Here is an 18,800-nt window from a genome sequence, read left to right as displayed (position 1 = left end):
GATGAAACGAGAGAGAGTGAGTGAGATGAGAACATTTGAGGGAAAGTAACCCTCGGGCCTGAAGGAGAAATTCAGGGGCTTGTGCTTCTTGATTTACCGATAATACCCATATTAACGGTTGTGTCAATTTTAAAATGTCGCAATTTTCATCAACTTTGCTAAATCACGGAATCAAAAGGTTCGGAGATAGTAGCTGATTTGGAGTTAAGCTTTGCTGCCAATATGGCAGCAGGATTTCAGGCGATAGAGACTGTCCGGCAGGATTGGCCAGAGAATTCATTCTTAGAAATAATCGATAACATCTATATATCAAATGTCTTATGGATTATTCGCCAAATAGGCACGGCGTTCGCAGCTAGGATTGATACGCTCTTGTCTGCACCGCAGGTATGAGTTGACCATGTGTTGTTGTGGATTGGCTAGACCGCCACCACAGATCATAAAACTATCCGATGTGAAGACATTAGAGTCAAAAATTAAAATCTAGGAGATCCCAATGGCGAAGAAGGCTGCCAAAGCAAGTAAAGGCGCCCGGATTGTCCCTCTTGGTGACAAAGTCGTTCTGAAAAGAGAAGTTGCAGAGTCAACCACAGCAGGGGGTATTGTCCTTCCTGACAGTGCGCAAGATAAACCACAACGTGGTGAAGTAGTCGCCGTGGGAGATGGACACGTCAAATCTGATGGAACGAAACTTCCATTAACCGTCAAGGAAGGGGACCGTGTCATTTTCAGTCCTTATGGTGGGGACGAAATCAAAATTGGCGGAGAAGAGTATCTGTTGCTCCGCGAAAGTGACATTTTGGCAACTTATTAAGTTGCCCCTGTTTTGTTATTAGCGGTAATCGCTCCCGATTCAGGTGAGCTGGTTACTCTTCCTTTCAAATTTCATACTGCGTACATGGAGAGATAGTGAAATGGCAAAGATGATTGCCTTCGATCAGGAAGCTCAAGAAGCGATGCGACGCGGCATCAGTAAGCTGGCGCGCGCAGTTCGAGTAACGCTGGGTCCCAAGGGACGTAATGTTATTCTTGAAAAAAGCTTTGGATCCCCGACTGTGACTAAAGACGGTGTATCTGTTGCCCGTGAAATCGAACTCCCAGACAAGTTCGAAGACATGGGTGCCCGCATGGTTCGCGAAGTTGCCAGCAAAACGTCTGACATTGCCGGCGATGGAACCACAACTGCGACTATTATGGCAGAGGCGATTTACAATGAAGGTCTGAAATCCGTTGTTGCCGGTGTCAGCCCGATTGCCATGAAACGGGGCATGGATAAGGCAGTCGAAGACATTGTCGATAAGCTCCACAAAATGTCGATCGAATGCAAGAACAAAAAAGCGATTTCGCAGGTTGGTAAAGTTGCCTCGAATGGCGATGAAGAAATCGGAAAAATTCTGGCAGATGCCATGGAGCAGGTTGGAAAAGACGGTGTGATTACCGTTGAAGAAGGTCAGAGTCTGCAGACCAGCTTCGAAGTGGTCGAAGGCATGCAGTTTGACCGCGGTTATCTGTCTCCTTACTTCGTAACCGATCCTCAGAGCATGTCCTGCGATCTGGAAGATGCCTACGTTCTGGTTCACGAAAAGAAGATTTCGAACATTAAAGATCTGGTTCCTGTTCTGGAAAAAGTCGTTAATGCCGGTAAGCCTCTGTTGATTATCGCTGAAGACATCGAAGGTGAAGCGCTGTCGACGCTCGTAATCAACAAACTGCGTGGTACCTTCCGCTGCTGTGCTGTTAAAGCACCTGGTTACGGCGATCGTCGTAAAGCAATGCTGCAGGATATCGCCATCATGGTCGGTGGTCAGGCGATCTTTGAAGACCTCGGAATTCAGCTGGAAAATCTGCAGTTGTCCGATTTGGGAACAGCCAAGAAGGTTTCCGTCGACAAAGACAACGCGACCATCATCGAAGGTGGTGGAAAGCCTGGCGAAATCAAATCCCGGATCGAACAGATTCGTCGTGAACTGGAAAATTCATCCAGTGATTACGACAAGGAAAAGCTGGAAGAACGGATTGCGAAACTTTCCGGTGGTGTTGCACAGATCAATGTTGGTGCTGCTACCGAAAGCGAAATGAAAGAAAAGAAAGCTCGCGTGGAAGACGCATTGCATGCTGTTCGTGCTGCTGTCGCTGAAGGCATTCTGCCCGGTGGTGGCGTTGCGTTACTGCGATGCTCTGCAGCCTGTAAGCCATCGGGTCTTTCACAGGAAGAAAAAGTGGGTTACGAAATTATTTTGCGGGCCTGCCGTGCACCGCTGACATCCATTGCCAATAACGCCGGTGATGATGGTAGTGTGGTCTGTGAAAAGGTTTCCGAACTGGAAGGCAATATGGGCTACAACGCCGCGACTTCCAAGTACGAAGATCTGGTCAAAACCGGGATCATTGATCCGACCCGTGTGACGCGTTCCGCTCTGCAGAATTCAGCCAGTGTTTCGACTCTGCTGCTGACCAGCGATGCTCTGATTGCTGAAAAGGGTAAGGACGACCATGGAGACGACGATCTGCACTAAGCTCAGATTTCGTCCCGTTTTATAATAGATTTAAAGCACCCGGCAGGAGACTGTCGGGTGCTTTTCTTATTCCTGATAATCCGGGCTGTTCCAGCCCGCGAAGAATTCATGACGGTCCAGGTGGTTTTCGGTCTGGTTTTCGACTGCCCTGAGCCAGAATGTTAGAATGTGCGCATTGCGAACAGCAACTGATATTAGTACCATTTGCATCATTCCCGAGTTCCGTCAAATCAGTATTTACTCCTTCATTTCCAGAAGATTGGTAGAGTTTCGTGGCAAGAGAAAAAGTAGTTTTGGCATACAGTGGTGGTCTGGATACTTCAGTCGCCGTCAAGTGGATCAATGAAAAATACAATATGGACGTGATCACTTATACCTGTGATCTCGGCCAGGGTCGCGATGTGGATGGAATCAAGGAAAAAGCGATCAAAACCGGTGCTGTTGAAGCCGTCATTGAAGACACCAAGAATATGTTTGTCGATTTCTTTGTCTGGCCTTCTCTGATGACAGGGACAATGTATGAAGGCAAGTATCCGCTGGCAACGGCACTGGGACGTCCTCTGATTGCGCATCGTATGGTCGAAGTTGCCAAAGAGCACGGTGCAACAGCTGTAGCACATGGCTGTACTGGCAAAGGGAATGACCAGGTTCGGTTTGATGTTTCATTTCAGACTTTGGCTCCCCAGTTGAAAATTATTGCACCAGTGCGAGAATGGAAATGGACTCGGACTGAAGAACTGGCGTATGCCAAAGAGCATGGCATCGAAGTGGAAGCCACTAAAGAAAGCATTTTCAGTATCGACCAGAACTTGTGGGGACGTTCTGTGGAAGCCGGTATTCTCGAAGACCCCTGGGTCGCCCCGCCTAAAGAAGCCTATAAATGGACGGTTTCCCCCGAAGATGCTCCTGACCAGCCGGTAGAAGTCACAATCGAATTTGAGCAGGGACGTCCGATTGCCATCGATGGGAAAGAGATGGATGGGGCTGAGCTGATTCTACACTTGAATAAAATCGGTGGAGAAAACGGCGTCGGTCGCATCGATCATGTTGAAAACCGTCTGGTGGGGATTAAGAGTCGCGAAATTTACGAAGCACCGGCTGCTGTCATTTTGCATAATGCCCATCGCGAACTGGAGTATCTGACGTTGAGCAGACAGGCACTGCGATTCAAGACCTACGTTAGCCAGACCTGCAGTGACATCATTTATGATGGCCTGTGGTATAGCTCATTCCATCAGGACCTGATGGGATTTGTCGAAAAGAACCAGCGTTTTGTCTCGGGGACCGTACGGGTTTCGCTGTATAAAGGAAATCATACAGTGACCGGCTTGAAAAGTGAGCACAGTCTTTACAGTCCTGAACTGGCAACCTATGAAGAGGGTGACCAGTTTCCTCATGAAACAGCCCTGGGTTTCATCCGGATCCATGGACTGGCTCAGCAGACGCAGGCCCGCCAACAGTTATTGAAAGGGGAGCCCAGTTCCAAACCAACCCGGATTATGCCCCCCAGTCAATCTGACAAATCCTGAAAAAACTGGTTGCAGACACTCGATCAAAGTGTATCAAATCTCATAAATTGAATCATAATATCTGCAATGAGCTATGATTCGGGCTAACTTTAGCACATGTGGTCGCATGATGGATCAATCGACACAGAAAGGACGGACTATCGCAATCGGTGATATTCACGGTTGTGATGTTGCGCTGGGTACGATTTTGTATCACCTCGAATTGACGGGGGAGGATACCTTTATCTGTCTGGGGGATGCGGTTGACCGGGGGCCTGGTACCAAACATGTGATTGAGATTCTTCTGGATCTGAAAGCCACCTGTAAGCTGATCATGATTAAGGGCAATCATGAAGAGATGATGCTGGATGGCCTGCAGGGTGGCCACTGGGAATCAATCTGGCTGCAACATGGCGGCAAGGAAGCAATCGACTCCTATGGCGGTCGCTACGATCTCATACCAGAAGAGCACCGAATTTTTATGGCGACTGCCCTGGATTATTACGAGACAGAGACAGATATTTTCGTGCATGCGACGGCTGTTCCTGGTGTTCCTCTGGAAGACCTGACAAATCAGGAACTCCGCTGGGATCGGATCACAGGCGAGGAAGAACCGGATCCCTCCGGACGTCGGATCATCTGTGGGCACACGGCACAGAAATCAGGAAAGCCACTCGTCTATGATGGTTGGGCCTGTCTTGATACTGCTGCCTACCGGGGAAACTATCTGACCGCGATCGACTTGCACACAAATGAGCTCTTTCAGGCCAAACAGTCAGGAAAATACCGGGATGGTAAAACACTGGAACGCTATCTGATTAAGTAACCGACGCGCAGAATCAAGCTGTCGCTTGCTTCTGCCCTCGCACAGGAATCCGCTCAGTCTGTCAGGTGCATGATCACCATTTTCTCTTCGCTCATTTCCTGGATCGCATACTTAGGGCCTTCCTTTCCTGTCCCACTGTGCTTTAATCCGCCATATGGCATTGCATCAGCCCGCCACTGGCTGGACCAGTTGATATGCAGGTTGCCACTCTCCACTTCACGGGCAAATTTCATAGCCCGGTCGAGATCCTGTGTAAAGATACCAGCTGACAGTCCGTAAGTTGTATTATTGGCCATTTGAATCGCATGCTCGATATCATCGAAGTAAGACAGTGCGACTGCAGGGCCGAAGATCTCATCTTTTTCGACCTGCATCTCAGGTTTGGTGTTATCCAGAATCGTCGGGGCATAGATAGCGCCTTGCCGTGTTCCCCCTGTTACCAGTCGCGCGCCCTGGCTGACCGCGTTGTTGACCCATTGTTCAACACGCGTGGCGTCAGATTCACGAACCATCGGGCCAATTTTTGTCGATTCTTCCAGTTGGTTTCCGGTGTGCAGGGCATCGACTTTCGATTTTAACAGGTCGACAAAATCAGACTTGATCGCGGAAGAAGTCAGAATGCGTTGGGCAGAGATACAGACCTGACCGGCGTTGGCGTACCCCGCCATACTGACTGCCATTGCTGCCTTTTCCAGGTCAGCGTCATCCATGATAATGACGGGGCTGTTACTCCCGAGTTCCATGGTGACTTTCTTCAATCCCGCCATTTCGCAAATTTGAGTTCCCACTTCATAGCTGCCTGTGAAGCTGATTTTGCGAATCCGGGAATCAGTACAAATGGCGCGACCAATTTCCCCTCCCGGGCCGGTAATACAGGCGATCGCTTCTTTGGGCAAACCGGCTTCCAGCAGAAGCTCGGTCAACTTGAGCGCCGACAATGGGGTATCGCTGGCCGGTTTGATGAGGATCGCGTTCCCGGCTGCAATGGCGGGGCCAACTTTATGGCAGACGAGATTTAAAGGGAAATTAAAAGGGGTAATGGCGGCCACGATTCCACAGGGAACACGCAGGGTAAACCCGAGTTTGTTCTGTCCGCCAGCATTCCCTTCGAGGGGAATCATTTCCCCCGTCATGCGCCGGGCTTCTTCCCCTGACAGTCGGATCACTTCGGCACTGCGAATTGCTTCGACCTGACTCTCTGCCAGAATTTTGCCTTCTTCCAGACTGATGGTCCGTGCGAAATCATCTTTTCGCTCCAGCATCAATTCAGACGCTTTCTGGAGGATCAGACTGCGATCATAAGCGGTCATGGATTTCATGATGCGGGCACCCTGCTCCAGAACCGAGACCGCTTTCAAAACATCGTCGCCACTCCCCTGCGGGATCGTATCAATGACTGACTGGTCAAAGGGGTTGATCACATTGATTGTTTTTGAGGTTTCCTGCCATTGTCCCGCGCAAAACATTTTCATATTGATCAATCCTTTATGGTAAGTGGAAGCCACGTAAATCACAAAAACCCAGACGAATTTAGAATAGACGTGCTGACAGAATCTGACAACCCAGGCAGGCTGCTGATTTCATTCCTGAAGCAACCTGATTTACATAAGTTTTATATTAGTAGGCTTTTATGTCAGTTTTTACTGACTGAAGATTGATCTTGGCAGAAAGCCACAATTCTGTTAGAAAACGTCTGCTTTTCAGGGGACAGTTCTGTCTCCCTTTTCACTTCTCTCAATAAATTGCTGTGGCGGACACATCGCGGCAGTGAATTGCCTCCGACAATTTTTCTTCTATCAGGTGGATATGATCATGGCCAACCTTCGATGTGTGGCGCCGTGGATGCTTTGTTGTATCTCAATTCTTCTCTGGAGTTCAGGTTGTGAAACACTACCTGAGTGGGATTCTGAATCGATGGCCACAACGCACAAGGCTGAAAAACGAGTCAGCCGGGCAGAAGACTATCGTATGCAGTTTCAAACCAAGCGAGATCCCAAAGCTTTGAACTGGATACTTAAGAATCGTCTGTATTCTGGAATGTCACGGAACAGCGTGGAAATAGAGATCGGCGAAGAAGGTGAATTTCAGGAAGCTTCCAAGTGGCTCAAAGCCACCGGTGGAACGTTTCGTACGTCTGACGAGGCATATCGCTGGGGACCTGACGAAAGTGGTCGCAGCGTCTACCTGATCTTCCGTGATGACGTGCTGGTCAACTTCGATCCCAAAGACTTTGATCTGGATTAGAGTCTTATCAGACTTGGAATGGCACGTTGGTCGAAATGGTCCGCACGCTCGATGGCGTGCTCGCCTGACATTGACCACCTGCCAATACAGGATTGATAGACCACTAGACTATGTCCCGTTTTACTGTAGCGTCTTCAAGGCCATTTGGGCCGAGTATATAAAATTGGGGGACGCTATGTTAAATGTGATGCGCTCTAGATACCGTCGTTACTGAATCTGTACCAGGTCTTTTTCTTTTTCGCGATTCAGCCTTAACTGTCCGCAGGCAGCATCGATATCATCCCCCTTGCGTTTCCGGACCGTCACATTGACACCACCCTTAGCAAGTGTCATGAAGAAGCGGTCAACGTCTTCTGTCGTGGGAGTCTGGTAGCCGGTCTCCTGGACCCCATTGGCGGGTATCAGATTCACATGGGCATTGCGGTGCTTCAGCAGGCCAGCCAGCTCATGTGCCTGGGCGGGACTGTCGTTGACTCCTGCCAGCAGGATATATTCAAATGTGACACGTCTGCCAGTCGTTACGTAATAATAGTCGGTCGCATCAAGAATTTTCTGAATACCAATTTTGTGATTGGTGGGAACGATCTGATCTCGTAGTGTGTCATTCGGTGCGTGCAGTGAAACGGCAAGGATGTAAGACTTGTTGACATCTGCCAGTTCGCGGATTTTGACAGGCAGTCCGACAGTGGAGACTGTGATTTTGCGGGCTCCGATCCCCATCCCGCCTTTATGATTCAGCGTATCTAAAGCGGGGATCAAGGCTGACAGGTTCGCCAGCGGTTCACCAATTCCCATGACTACGATATTTGAGATGCGTTCTTCTTCCCCGATCACTCGATCCAGGCGTAAAATCTGTTCCAGGATTTCCCCCATCGTCAGATTTCGGGTTAAACCCAATAATCCGCTGGCGCAGAAAACACAACCCATGGCACAACCAACCTGTGTGCTGATACAGACGGTGTTTCTTTTGGGTTCACGCATCAGCACACACTCGACGTGATGTCCGTCGTGCAGTTCAAGCAACAGTTTTTCCGTGCGATCTCTGGAGGTCTGATGTTTGACAATGCTGGTTGAAAAGAGCCGAAAGTTCTCCTTGAGGAGATCTCGAAACTTCTTGGAAATATCGTGCATCGCATCAAAGTCATTAACACGTTTGGTGAAGATCCAACGCCGAATCTGATCTGCGCGATATGAAGAAGATTCATGCTCAATGCACCATTGCGCCAGCTGATCGCGGGTCAAGTCGGTGATTAAGGGCAGCGATGAGACTTCAGTTGCAGAAGTCTGTGGGATCTCATTTTCAGAAGGCAGCATTTTGGGGCTCAAGCACGTGGGGTTCGCAGTCAATTCAAAGCGCTGCGAACAGGTTTTACAAATCACTCCGATTTCGAAAAAACGCCCGAAATCTTGTTCAGGCTCACGAATCTCTGTGGGTATCATACCGGAGACCCGACCACATGACTACTATTTCCAGGAGTAGTTTTCTGATTACCGCACAGCGAGTACCGTTAAAGCGATTGTTTTACGGTACATTCGTCTCTGCTGGAGGGGCGGGAAAGCTGACGACCGTCCCTTTGTTCTTTTGACGCTGTTTTGGCTCTTCTATGGATTCCAGATCGAAAGAGAGTGCCGGGATCGGCGGTGGAGAATTCGGAATCGCCGGCAGATCAGGGGTTGAAAGATCCGGTACCGACAAAGTCGGCAGTTTAGGGGCCGACTGTGCCTGCAATTGTTGTTGCTCAGGCTTGAGTTGAGGCTGAGGAACACCTTGTGACATCAGTGGTGCTTCAGCAGGACGAGCAGGATTCTGTCGTACAATTCGTCGGCCATCATCTTCAATCGCATTCCTGTTAAACGCGATGGTCTGTCCCTGGATTTCTGCTCCCACGATGCGATAGTGCTGACCGGGGGGCGCTTTTAAGGCCGTCAAGAGATTTCCGGAGTCCGGCAGAGTTCGTTCCTGCGGTGAGGAAGAGAGCTTCAGTTCCAGGCTGGATCCATCTGGATATTTCAAACGTAATCTGGGTTGAGAATAGGCCACATTTGTATTTCCAAATGGGTTTCCAAACTCAGCAACGCGTTCAAAACGTGCGTGTACTTCGTTGTTCCCGGCCGCCATTCTCGGGCGTGTATAGGTTTTGTTTGCCATTACTAATTCTGCATTCGACATATGCAAATGCCAGTTGCCTGTCGAGGCAATCACGATATCATCTGCACCAAAATGCAATTGAGGGTATACATACAGAGAAGAAGCGATTTGAGAAGCTGCCACGGGAGGCATTCTTTCTGCTCCCAGGAACATGGCACATTGAATTAATGTCGGCACGGGAACAGCCTGCACGATTTTGGGCTGATTCAATTGTGCCATCATTTTCGTTTTATCATTCGTGGCGTAATAGAGTGAGAGTAAAGCGACCGAACTCTGGTTTGTCTCCAGGTCGACATCCAGATTACGCAGAATCGCTTCTTCCGCTTCGTCAGGTTGCTGATACTTTTGCAGGATTCGGGAGCAGAGCAGGTTCGCTTCCCAGACATCACTGGAGTAGGTCTGCGATTTGAGCGCCATTTTCGCGGCATCTGGTTGCCCCAGATAATCGCGGATCCCGGCGAGATTCGCCGTTCCCGATGCCAGCATGTCATCGCGGCGGAAATATCCATCACCCAGGTTCGCCAGCTCGGTGTAAGTATGCGAGGCAGCAAAGAGCTGTCCCTGTGCCTGCTGTGTACGCGCAACATAGTACCAGTAGGGTGGGTAATGACTCATAAAGCGTTCCAGGCGTTTTAGAATGCGCAACCGCACGCGCGGGTTCTGCTCCTGCATCGCCTGATCCAGGGTTTCAAGGTCGTCGTCACGAATCAACCAGTCATCGGGAATATGTTTTTCCTGAGCCAGTTTCCAGAACGTATCCAGAAACAGGGTGGAGCGGGAAATGACCGCTTCCATACGTTCTTTGTCTACTTTCCAGACATCCAGATCTTTCTGGGCTTCGACATTTCGATAGTCCCACCAACTGTTGGCTCCATTGCGGACTGCACTACCGAATTGCAGCGTCAACACATCTGTAGTTAAAGCCAGTGCATTGGTGGCCATTTTCTGGCGAGCGTGATACTTGTGCTTATTCTTGAAGTATTCCCGTTCCTGATCCGCGATCTCCACCTGTCCGATTTCGTCCAGAACAGCAGAGTAAAGTTTGACGACTTTCTCGTCTCCAATTCCATTCAGATTCAAATTGTTCAGAATCTTTTCCCGCTCTTCAAACATGACCTCTTTGGTGCCTGATTTCTTGATGCGGTAGAATGAGGCACGGCAGTAATTGAGGGCAATCGCCGTCTTACCGGCAGTCGGGTCTGGTTCTTTTCGGGCTTCTTCCGCGTGTAACAGAACCAGAGCGGGGCCACTGAGAATCAAGGCCACCAGCAATCGAATTGTTGCACTTCGAAATAGAGTCGGCATGTGATCTCCTTAACTGCCGATCAGTATCAGTATTATGGCAGGAGTTTGGATAATGTCGTGGATGCTTTGCACACCAATGCAGGAAATTAATTTCATCTACTTAAATCTACACGACGAATATCGCTCAGGTGGGATTTCCCTGCCATTTTTAATGATTTTTCGAGTGGTACAACGACTGGTCGTCCGGTTGTGTAAAATGGGGTGAGTCTGGTGCCTGGTTTGACGGGCAGCTGAGTTTACAGCTTGTAGCAAGCATAAAAAAATCCCACTGATTTCAGGATGAAATCAGTGGGATAGAGAATGACGGTTAAGTCGTTTTATTCTGTTCAGGCCGCTTTTGAGATTTGCGGAGTATCGGAATAAAGCGTAGGGAATTGCGGTGAAGAAAGTCGTCCTAAGCTTTCGGCGATTCCACGAACTACTGTTTCCTGTTGCACTTCCGTCAATTCTGAGAAGATCGGCAGAGCCAGGCATTCACTGGTGATCAGTTCGGTCTGAGGAAGATCGCCAGCTTTGCAGCCCAGGTATTCAAAACATTGCTGTAAATGAAGTGGACGAGGGTAATAGATGGCACAACCGATATGCTTCTCGCGCAGATCCTGAAGGACTTTATCCCGTTGACCGCCCTTCACTCGAACGCTGTACTGGTTGTAAACATGGCGTCGATCAGGGAGAACCGTGGGAGGTTCTACACAGTCGAGTAACTGATAGTGCCGGAACAGGGCATTGTATCGTCTTGCGTTTTCCTGACGCTCGGTTGTCCACTTATCAAGGTGACGCAGTTTGACACGCAGAACTGCCGCCTGCAGCGCATCCAGTCGGCTGTTAATTCCGATTTCGGCATGCTGGTAGCCACCCAGGTCGCCATGGACTCTTAAGCGTCGGATTCGTGTTGCCAGATCTGGATCGTCAGTTGTCACTAATCCGCCATCGCCGGCCCCACCCAGGTTCTTGGTGGGGAAGAAGCTGAAGCAGCCCACGGTACCAAGGACACCGGCACGACGTCCGCGATATTCTGCACCGATGGCTTGTGCGGCATCTTCAATGACAGGAATACCATTGCGAACCGCATTTCTCCAGATTGGTTCCATGTCGGCACATTGTCCAAAAATGTGGACTGGCATGATCGCTTTCGTCTTATCGGTGATTTTATTTTCAATTGAATCAGGGCACAGATTGAAGCTGACAGGGTCAATGTCCGCAAACACGGGGGTTGCACCGACGCGTGCGATACAGCTGCCCGTTGCAAAGAATGTGAACGGGCTGGTTATCACTTCATCACCGGGTCCGATTTCCAAAGCCATTAGAGCCAGTAGTAAGGCATCAGTACCAGAGGCGACCCCGATCGCATTTCGGGAATCACAATATTCTGCGATATCGCACTCAAATTCGGCAACTTCGTCACCCAGTACAAAGGACTGGTCATCGAATACTTTCAGGACTGCTTCCTGAACCTCCGATTTGATTCTCTGATATTGTGCAACAAGATTGATGAAGGGGACTGGGGTAGGGGTGTTGTTTGTCATTCAGCGACTCCATTCGCTATGGGAATCCGGGGAGTTCCGTGCTCAAAAACCGGTCAAAATGGTAGTTTTGAGAGATTTGGTACACCAAATTATCAGGTTAGACATTGAGAGATCGATCATTTTGAGAGGATTTCCATCCTGGAATTCTCAATAACAAATCGAAATTTCGTCGGTAGATTATGTTGAGAACCCTTTTATGTCAATATGTGTCGAACTGAAAACTGGCTCGTTTGAACTTTGGTCATTTTGAGGGCTGGAAACGGGCTGGGGCAGCGAATTCGGCAATCAGTCAATGATTGTTCTGGGGATTGCCGATAGTAGTACCATACTCAAGATTGACAGAGTTTTTTGCAGTCTTGACACGTGTTTTTGCGAGATCTACTATGAATCGAGAGTTCGAGGTTGAAACGACATTCCAAAATCGACTATATAACATGAAATACCGGTCTTACTGGACTGTAATCAGGCTGTTTCAGCAAGACTGGTAGTTTTTTGATAGCAGAAGCCTATAATCTCTGAGAAGGCTTCGAGCAGTTTTTGCCTAATTATTCAGAGCAATGTCCAGAAAGGAAAACTCATGGCACACGTGGTTACAGAGGCTTGCTTCAATTGCAAATATACAGATTGTGTCGTGGTTTGCCCCGTAGAATGTTTCTACGAAGGGGAATCAATGGTATACATCAATCCCGATGAGTGCATCGATTGTGAAGCTTGCGTGCCTGAATGCCCGGTTGAGGCAATTTTTCATGAGGACAATCTTCCAGAAAAATGGCAAGAATATACTCAGATCAATGCCGACAAATCACAGGAACTCCCTGTGATCACCGAAAAGAAAGAGCCTCTGGCTGATTCATGATTCGGTCTGATTATTTAAAATAAATAAAAACTCCCCATTACTGGTCCGGTAATGGGGAGTTTTTGATTAATCGATGACATTGAGTCGCTGTCCCAGTTCGCGTAATACTTCGATATCACTTTCAGGTCGGGTGGGACTGTTGGGGTGAGTCTGGTTTGTTTTAATCCAGCCCCGTAAATGCAGAAACTGCGCAGCTGAATGCTTATAAGCGGGGGAAGGGCTGCGGAAGGTGAAGTAGCCCAGGTATTGCAGTTGATCATTCAATTCATAAAACGCCGGGTCACCGGCAGCCCAGAGCGCATCGCGTCTGGCAAACAGATCGGGGGCAAAGGTACTTAAGCCCAGCAGGTAATCGCTGCCATACTGAATCATATCAATCCCAAAGTCATTGCCTGTGAAAACTTTGAAATCGGGACGTTTTGCATCGCGCAACTGCAGGCGTTCCCATTCGGGTTCCCGATGAAATGACGAATGCTTGGCACCGATGCATTGTGGAATTTCCATCAGTGCTTCGTAGGTATCCAGGTCGTAAACAGAACCGAACGACGCCAAATCACGGGTTAATTCAAACCCGATAAAGCGGTCGGTATTTGTGGCAATCGTCTGGTAAGCTGCGATGATTTTCTCAGGCGACTGTTCTACCAGACCAAAGGATTGGAAGATGACAGGAATACCACCATGGGACTGAATCAGATCGATTTTTCTCTGATAACCAGCCGCATCAAAATCTGCGCCTGACTGATCGGAAACAAAGGCTCCTGCGACAAATGAACCGCCATTGAGGGTCTGCTGTGTCACTTTCAGGACTTCAATAAAGGTCGGTTCATCAATCAGATTGACATAACCTGTGTCCATATTCACAGCAGGTGTGATTCCGACTTCGGCGGTCCGCGAAATATGAGCGGAGAGTGAATCGCGGTCGATTTCCCCCGATTCCAGATAGGGGAGCAGAACAGCAGAGATCCCGGTGATTTTTCTTCTCGGCTTGATCATACTGACAGGATCATAGACTACAGGAGGGGCTGCTTCTGGCATTTGGGTGTTCCTTGATATATATTGAACAGGTTGTATTCGATCGGCGATCCAGCGACTGTCAGGATACCAAATTGACGCTCAATCTTGGAGGCATTCATGAGTTTTCGGTACAGAGAATTTTTTGCTTTATTTTCCATACTCTGTTTCACTATTTTAACCAGCAGTACCCTGGCTGCCGCTGAAAAGCCAAAACCGAATGTCCTGTTTTTATTCACGGATGATCAACGTGCAGACACGATCCATGCTTTGGGTAATCCCCTGATCAAGACCCCTCATCTGGATCAGCTGGTCCAGAGTGGTTTTATCTTCAACAATGCTTATTGTCTGGGAAGTAACTCCGGCGCTGTTTGTGTCTGCAGTCGAAATATGCTGCTCAGCGGGCGAACTTACTTTCGCTGGACGGGGCGCTACGCTTCTGCTGAAAAACCGAATTTCCCGGATTCCATGAAAGCAGCCGGTTACTACACTTACCATCATGGCAAAAAAGGAAATACGGCAGCGGAAATTCATAAACGGTTTGATCAGTCGAAATACCTGAACGATTCCCAGGCTCGTCTCTTGGGACAGCCGGGTAAAGAAATTGTTGATGACGCGATTGAGTTTCTGCAGAAGAAGGAAGCCCAGCCCTTTTTCATGTACCTGGCGTTTGCCTGCCCACATGACCCCAGGGTTGCCGCTCAGGAATATATGGATTTGTATGAGCGTGAGGAAATTCCACTACCCAAAAATTATCTGCCTCTGCATCCCTTTAATAACGGAGAGCAGGTGGTGCGCGACGAACTGCTGGCAGGTTTCCCCCGTAGCAAAGCAGAAGTTCGAAAACATCTCCATGATTACTATGCTGATATTACTGGCTTGGATGGGCATATTGGTCGTCTTTTAAAAGCATTGAAAGCCAGTGGAGAGTATGACAATACCATCATCATTTTTTCTTCCGATCATGGCCTGGCTGTTGGCAGCCACGGATTGATGGGAAAGCAGAGTCTCTATGAGCATAGTATGAAGTCTCCGCTGATTTTTTCGGGACCAGGGATTTCGCATGGCCAGAGTGACGCGCTGGTGTACCTGTATGATATTTTTCCCACGGTTTGTGAAATGGTGGGAACCGAGATTCCACAGGGACTGGATGCCGAAAGCATGTGGCCTGTGATTGATGGTGAGAAATCTCAAATCAGGGAGACGCTGTTTACCGCTTATAAAGATGTACAACGCTCTGTCCGCGATGATCGCTGGAAACTGATTACCTATCCTCAGATCAATAAATCACAGTTGTTCGATTTACAGAATGATCCCCAGGAAACGGAAAATTTATTTGGACAAGCTGGCTGTCAGTCTCACACAGATCGTTTAGGGACGGCGATGAAAGACTGGCAGAAGAAAACAGGCGATACAAGTCCACTGGTATCAGAGACTCCACAGGCTGCCACTTTCAAAGCACCCACGGCAGAGGAACTTGAGAAATTGAAAAAAAACTGGCAACCGAAGAAGAAAAAAACGAAACCCTCTCAAAAGAAACAGTAACGATATGGTATCAGACGATAGGCCACCGATTCGATTGGATCAGTTTCTAAAAATTCAGGCAGCCGTCGGAACCGGGGGGCATGCCAAAGTGGTCATCCAGGGGGGGGAGGTAACCGTGAACGGCGTAGTAGAAACACGGCGACGTAAACAGCTCTCACCCGGAGACATTGTTGCGTATGCCGGAGAAGAGTGGTGTGTGGAAGTGACTGATGAGTACTGATTATCGTACGCTGCTACGGTGGATGTTAAAGATACCACCAATCACAATCACACAGGTCATCAATAGTAAGTAATCAGTCGCCGTTGCGTTCTGCCAGGCATTCAGCAGATAATCCATCCAGCCGTCGATCCAGAGTTCCATCGAACGTCCCTCCGTTACTGGCCCGCAACAATCTGTTAACTAATAAATTCTACACCCTGATTTATACAGTGCCAGATAGAGTTGAAAATAACGCATCCAGAAACATCGATAGTTGCATTTTAGAAACGGGGAAGCTGCTGCAGTTCCTTTATCTGCTGGGCAGCCTCGTTGAGTCCGGAATCATCTGAAGTCAGTTTGTTTAACTGTATTAAAGTTGCTTCTGCTTCTGCAACCAGAGAATAAAACAGCTGTTTCTGGAGAAGTAACTTCAACAATTCTGGCTGGTTCGGAATTGATGTATTCGCCCGTTCAAGCAGGTTGAGTGCTTTGCCGGGAACTCCGAATTCCTGATACCATTCCACTAGAGTCAGTATGTCGGGCAGTATTTCTGCGGCATGTTGAATCGATTTTGCATCATCATTCTGTTTGTCGTTATTTAATAGAATTTCCACTTTTTCTTCTCGTTCCAGCATCTTCAGGATATCTGCAGCCTCCGTTCCTCCAGATGTGACTGCAAGATTGAGCTGTTCAACGGCAGCTGGTTTATTTTCTTTTACAAGATAAACCTTAGCCAGCAGAGTACAAAGCTCTGCATGAATTTCTGGCTGAAGAGACCCTTCTTCAAGTGCTTTGGACAGATACTGTTCCGCTTTATTGATTTGATAGTTTTTCCAATACAGCCTGGCAGTCTTTAGCTTCTTTTCGCCGGATTGATGCGTGGATTCAGATCGTTTTGAGTCTGTGCTATGCTCCTCTGCCAATGCCTTTTGTGCGGTATGAATCCCTCGTAACAAATTCCCTCGAATCAGTTTCTGACCAGGCATTCTGAGAGCTGCCTCAAATTCACGGATTGCTTTCTTGTACTGTTTTGTTTTTATATAACTCCAGCCCAGTAGAAATGTGAGATTCATATCTTTGATATTTTTCTGTTGCAGCTTCTGGAGAAAATCAATTACTTCCTCGTAGTGTCCGCTATTGAACAGTTCCCCTGCGAGTTCTGACTGAAGATTAGAACGATGTGGAAATTTTTTGTAGGCATTGCGAGCGAATCTAAGTGATTCGTCAGCGGAATAATATTTCTCTCTGATGGTGCCACTTCGATTAGGCTCGATTTTGATTACCATTATCCCCCGTTCATCGTAAACCGGGTTGAGGCGATATACCAGATCTTCATCCATCAGATACCAGGAGAAAACCAGTCCATGATTTTTATTGAGTGTGACAAGATAATTCGCATGGAATTGTTGAATCGCTTTATGAAGTGTCTCAGCTGTAAAAAGATCAAAGTAAGCCAGCTTTTGATAACGCTGAGCCGTAGTCGCAGTTGCTGACTGCCGAGCCATGATTCGGCTGTGCTCCTCTGAATTCTGGTTAATCCATTCGCCTGCTGCGGTCCAGTGACTGAAGGCACTTCCCGGCATCTGATGAGAGTAAAAGTGATTGGGATTGGTTAGCATTTGCACGTTTGCGTGAATAAGCTGATAGTCTGTTTTTATCTGTATGCATCCAAAGTATAAAGCGATAGCCGACACAGCCCCTGCTAAAATGGAACGAATCATTGGTCGAGAAAACTGGAAGTGTTTTGCGAAAGCGATATATCCTGCTGGCAAATATGCCAGTACGATTGGTAGCAGAGGAAAAGTAAATCGCGGTTGAATCCAAGGCCAGAGTGAGAGAACCGCCATACTGAGAACCAGATATCCAAGGGCAACTGTTCCCCCTTTTCTTCGGCAGTTCAACATGCCGTATATTGAGATTAGAATTACCACAGCGGCCAGGAATAGATACAACCAGCCAGGCCCCGGTAGATAAGTAATATTATCCAGTATCATTGCTGAATATCTGGGTTGAGAACCGGGCAAATTTGGAAAAAGCTGTTGAGCGAGATGTTCAAAATGCGACGTGATTCTTTCAATCATTCGCAGCAGAGTGCCCACAATTCCCTGAGATTTAAATTCACCGAGTGCGATTGACGTGTATCCTGTCCTACCAATTGAAGAATTGCGAATCATCCACATGCCGGAAGCCGTAATCGAACAAAATACTCCAATGAGCCACCGCCAGCGTGCATTGCGGAAGATCGCCCAGGCGCCTGTTGCCAGAATCATGGCGATACCAATTGTTCTTAAAAATGGAAGAAAGATTAATAGACTGGTGAATATAATCAGTTGGCCTTTTCCAGGGTGGTCCGGTCGAATGGCGAGTACGTAAAGAATTGCCAGCGAACAAACCATGAAGGGGATTTCGCTCATTACCAGTGTAGAAAAAAGTAATGTGTAGGGATTGAGTGCCAACAGTCCGGTAATCAATAAAGCGGTCCAGTAAGTACTGGTTTTAACAGTCGTGCTCTGCTCAGTGTCTGGTCTCAGCAAGCAGATGACGTAAAAATAGAGCAACGCCAACAGGGCAAGACTCGATAGCCAGACGGTTGCTTTTGCCACAAGTACATTATAGGGGGCAATCAATGCCGCTGGTGCCAGGAGAACCGACATCCCCGGAGGCCGATGCGAATAAAGGGGTTCGCCAGGTGTGTCAATTTCTCGATAACCGGTTCCATTTACCAGGGATTTGGCCATTGTGACATAACGGCCACTGTCTGGAGTATAGAAATAGAGCTGGTTCCATCGCGCCAGAATCATACCGGAAAAAATAATCAGCAATAGCAGGATGCTGTATTTATGCAGGCGGGGCACTGGTTGAGCGAGAGCGTTCATGCGGGCGGCTCGAATTTTCAAAACGGGTTGTGTATGGGAATGAGACCGATAGGAATAGAAGAACCGCAAATCTTATTCCTCTTCCATCAGGGAAATGATTGTGAAGTCAACATCGCTGTGAAGTGAGTGAAGGAAGTGGTGCTGCAGATTGTAGTACTTTCCAGGAAGCTTTCCGGAGACGTTCTCGTCGAACAGGCACTGTTGCTCTATTGTTGACATCTTTGAAATGATGCATTAAA

16 protein-coding genes are annotated in these 18,800 nt (G+C 48.2%); 8 read left to right on the top strand and 8 right to left on the bottom strand.

Features of this window, described 5'->3' with window-relative positions; genetic code table 11:
- Positions 1-496: 496 nt before the first annotated feature.
- Together groES and groL are read left to right on the top strand one after the other, a co-directional pair.
- The gene (groES, locus tag Pan161_RS14735) at positions 497-814 is read left to right on the top strand and encodes a co-chaperone GroES (protein WP_002647314.1); all 318 of its coding nucleotides are present in this window, start codon (positions 497-499) and stop codon (positions 812-814) included.
- 100 nt (positions 815-914) lie between these two features.
- Positions 915-2,516 carry a chaperonin GroEL gene (gene groL / locus Pan161_RS14730; protein WP_145228251.1) on the top strand — a complete coding sequence of 534 codons (1,602 nt, stop codon included), beginning with the start codon at positions 915-917 and terminating at the stop codon, positions 2,514-2,516.
- Positions 2,517-2,582: 66 nt separating this feature from the next.
- Here groL and Pan161_RS30575 read toward each other — a convergent pair whose 3' ends face one another.
- Complete coding sequence (locus Pan161_RS30575; RefSeq protein ID WP_197995303.1) at positions 2,583-2,720, bottom strand: hypothetical protein; 138 nt, start codon at positions 2,718-2,720, stop codon at positions 2,583-2,585.
- 68 nt (positions 2,721-2,788) lie between these two features.
- Between Pan161_RS30575 and Pan161_RS14725 the strand changes: the two genes are divergently transcribed.
- A complete protein-coding gene (locus Pan161_RS14725; protein WP_145228249.1) occupies positions 2,789-4,045 on the top strand; it encodes an argininosuccinate synthase in 1,257 nt (418 codons plus the stop codon).
- Positions 4,046-4,151: 106 nt separating this feature from the next.
- Entirely contained in the window at positions 4,152-4,850 is a 699-nt protein-coding gene (locus Pan161_RS14720; RefSeq protein WP_197995302.1) for a metallophosphoesterase family protein, read from the top strand.
- A 53-nt stretch (positions 4,851-4,903) separates the two neighbouring features.
- Here the strand turns inward: Pan161_RS14720 and Pan161_RS14715 are convergent, their stop codons facing one another.
- Entirely contained in the window at positions 4,904-6,322 is a 1,419-nt protein-coding gene (locus tag Pan161_RS14715) for an aldehyde dehydrogenase family protein (RefSeq protein ID WP_232103230.1), read from the bottom strand.
- 340 nt (positions 6,323-6,662) lie between these two features.
- Between Pan161_RS14715 and Pan161_RS14710 the strand changes: the two genes are divergently transcribed.
- Positions 6,663-7,094 carry a hypothetical protein gene (locus tag Pan161_RS14710; RefSeq protein ID WP_145228242.1) on the top strand — a complete coding sequence of 144 codons (432 nt, stop codon included), beginning with the start codon at positions 6,663-6,665 and terminating at the stop codon, positions 7,092-7,094.
- A 207-nt stretch (positions 7,095-7,301) separates the two neighbouring features.
- On the opposite strand, the gene rlmN is transcribed toward Pan161_RS14710, so the two are convergent.
- The 3 genes from rlmN to Pan161_RS14695 all read right to left on the bottom strand — a co-directional run bounded on the left by rlmN (position 7,302) and on the right by Pan161_RS14695 (position 12,074).
- Complete coding sequence (gene rlmN, locus Pan161_RS14705; protein WP_145228240.1) at positions 7,302-8,408, bottom strand: 23S rRNA (adenine(2503)-C(2))-methyltransferase RlmN; 1,107 nt, start codon at positions 8,406-8,408, stop codon at positions 7,302-7,304.
- Positions 8,409-8,616: 208 nt separating this feature from the next.
- A complete protein-coding gene (locus Pan161_RS14700) occupies positions 8,617-10,548 on the bottom strand; it encodes a tetratricopeptide repeat protein (protein WP_145228238.1) in 1,932 nt (643 codons plus the stop codon).
- Between the two features lie 326 nt (positions 10,549-10,874).
- Positions 10,875-12,074 (bottom strand): DegT/DnrJ/EryC1/StrS family aminotransferase, encoded by a 1,200-nt coding sequence (locus tag Pan161_RS14695; RefSeq protein ID WP_145228236.1) that lies wholly within the window; start codon positions 12,072-12,074, stop codon positions 10,875-10,877.
- A 577-nt stretch (positions 12,075-12,651) separates the two neighbouring features.
- Between Pan161_RS14695 and Pan161_RS14690 the strand changes: the two genes are divergently transcribed.
- Complete coding sequence (locus tag Pan161_RS14690) at positions 12,652-12,930, top strand: ferredoxin family protein (RefSeq protein WP_145228234.1); 279 nt, start codon at positions 12,652-12,654, stop codon at positions 12,928-12,930.
- Positions 12,931-12,996: 66 nt separating this feature from the next.
- Here the strand turns inward: Pan161_RS14690 and Pan161_RS14685 are convergent, their stop codons facing one another.
- Positions 12,997-13,965: a dihydrodipicolinate synthase family protein gene (locus Pan161_RS14685; RefSeq protein WP_145228232.1), complete on the bottom strand. Its 969-nt coding sequence runs from the start codon at positions 13,963-13,965 to the stop codon at positions 12,997-12,999.
- Between the two features lie 96 nt (positions 13,966-14,061).
- Here Pan161_RS14685 and Pan161_RS14680 point away from each other — a divergent pair, with 96 nt between their 5' ends.
- Both Pan161_RS14680 and Pan161_RS14675 read left to right on the top strand, forming a co-directional pair.
- Positions 14,062-15,486, top strand: a complete 1,425-nt coding sequence (locus tag Pan161_RS14680; RefSeq protein ID WP_145228230.1) for a sulfatase-like hydrolase/transferase — start codon at positions 14,062-14,064, stop codon at positions 15,484-15,486.
- Positions 15,487-15,490: 4 nt separating this feature from the next.
- Entirely contained in the window at positions 15,491-15,706 is a 216-nt protein-coding gene (locus Pan161_RS14675; protein ID WP_145228228.1) for an RNA-binding S4 domain-containing protein, read from the top strand.
- Here the strand turns inward: Pan161_RS14675 and Pan161_RS30570 are convergent, their stop codons facing one another.
- Positions 15,707-15,847: a hypothetical protein gene (locus Pan161_RS30570; RefSeq protein ID WP_197995301.1), complete on the bottom strand. Its 141-nt coding sequence runs from the start codon at positions 15,845-15,847 to the stop codon at positions 15,707-15,709.
- A 119-nt stretch (positions 15,848-15,966) separates the two neighbouring features.
- Positions 15,967-18,630: a hypothetical protein gene (locus Pan161_RS14670; protein ID WP_145228226.1), complete on the bottom strand. Its 2,664-nt coding sequence runs from the start codon at positions 18,628-18,630 to the stop codon at positions 15,967-15,969.
- Between the last annotated feature and the right edge of the window lie 170 nt (positions 18,631-18,800).

Source organism: Gimesia algae (assembly GCF_007746795.1).
Lineage (GTDB): Bacteria > Planctomycetota > Planctomycetia > Planctomycetales > Planctomycetaceae > Gimesia > Gimesia algae.
This window is presented reverse-complemented; position numbering and strand designations above follow the sequence as displayed.

Coding starts and splice junctions, on each gene's coding strand:
- Pan161_RS14685 (WP_145228232.1), bottom strand. CDS start 13,965: ATGCCAGAAGCAGCCCCTCCTGTAGTCTATGATCCTGTCAGTATGATC.
- Pan161_RS14700 (WP_145228238.1), bottom strand. CDS start 10,548: ATGCCGACTCTATTTCGAAGTGCAACAATTCGATTGCTGGTGGCCTTG.
- Pan161_RS14715 (WP_232103230.1), bottom strand. CDS start 6,322: ATGAAAATGTTTTGCGCGGGACAATGGCAGGAAACCTCAAAAACAATC.
- Pan161_RS14720 (WP_197995302.1), top strand. CDS start 4,152: ATGATGGATCAATCGACACAGAAAGGACGGACTATCGCAATCGGTGAT.
- Pan161_RS14680 (WP_145228230.1), top strand. CDS start 14,062: ATGAGTTTTCGGTACAGAGAATTTTTTGCTTTATTTTCCATACTCTGT.
- Pan161_RS30570 (WP_197995301.1), bottom strand. CDS start 15,847: ATGGAACTCTGGATCGACGGCTGGATGGATTATCTGCTGAATGCCTGG.
- Pan161_RS14690 (WP_145228234.1), top strand. CDS start 12,652: ATGGCACACGTGGTTACAGAGGCTTGCTTCAATTGCAAATATACAGAT.
- Pan161_RS14695 (WP_145228236.1), bottom strand. CDS start 12,074: ATGACAAACAACACCCCTACCCCAGTCCCCTTCATCAATCTTGTTGCA.
- rlmN (WP_145228240.1), bottom strand. CDS start 8,408: ATGCTGCCTTCTGAAAATGAGATCCCACAGACTTCTGCAACTGAAGTC.
- Pan161_RS14710 (WP_145228242.1), top strand. CDS start 6,663: ATGGCCAACCTTCGATGTGTGGCGCCGTGGATGCTTTGTTGTATCTCA.
- Pan161_RS14675 (WP_145228228.1), top strand. CDS start 15,491: ATGGTATCAGACGATAGGCCACCGATTCGATTGGATCAGTTTCTAAAA.
- Pan161_RS30575 (WP_197995303.1), bottom strand. CDS start 2,720: ATGGTACTAATATCAGTTGCTGTTCGCAATGCGCACATTCTAACATTC.
- groL (WP_145228251.1), top strand. CDS start 915: ATGGCAAAGATGATTGCCTTCGATCAGGAAGCTCAAGAAGCGATGCGA.
- groES (WP_002647314.1), top strand. CDS start 497: ATGGCGAAGAAGGCTGCCAAAGCAAGTAAAGGCGCCCGGATTGTCCCT.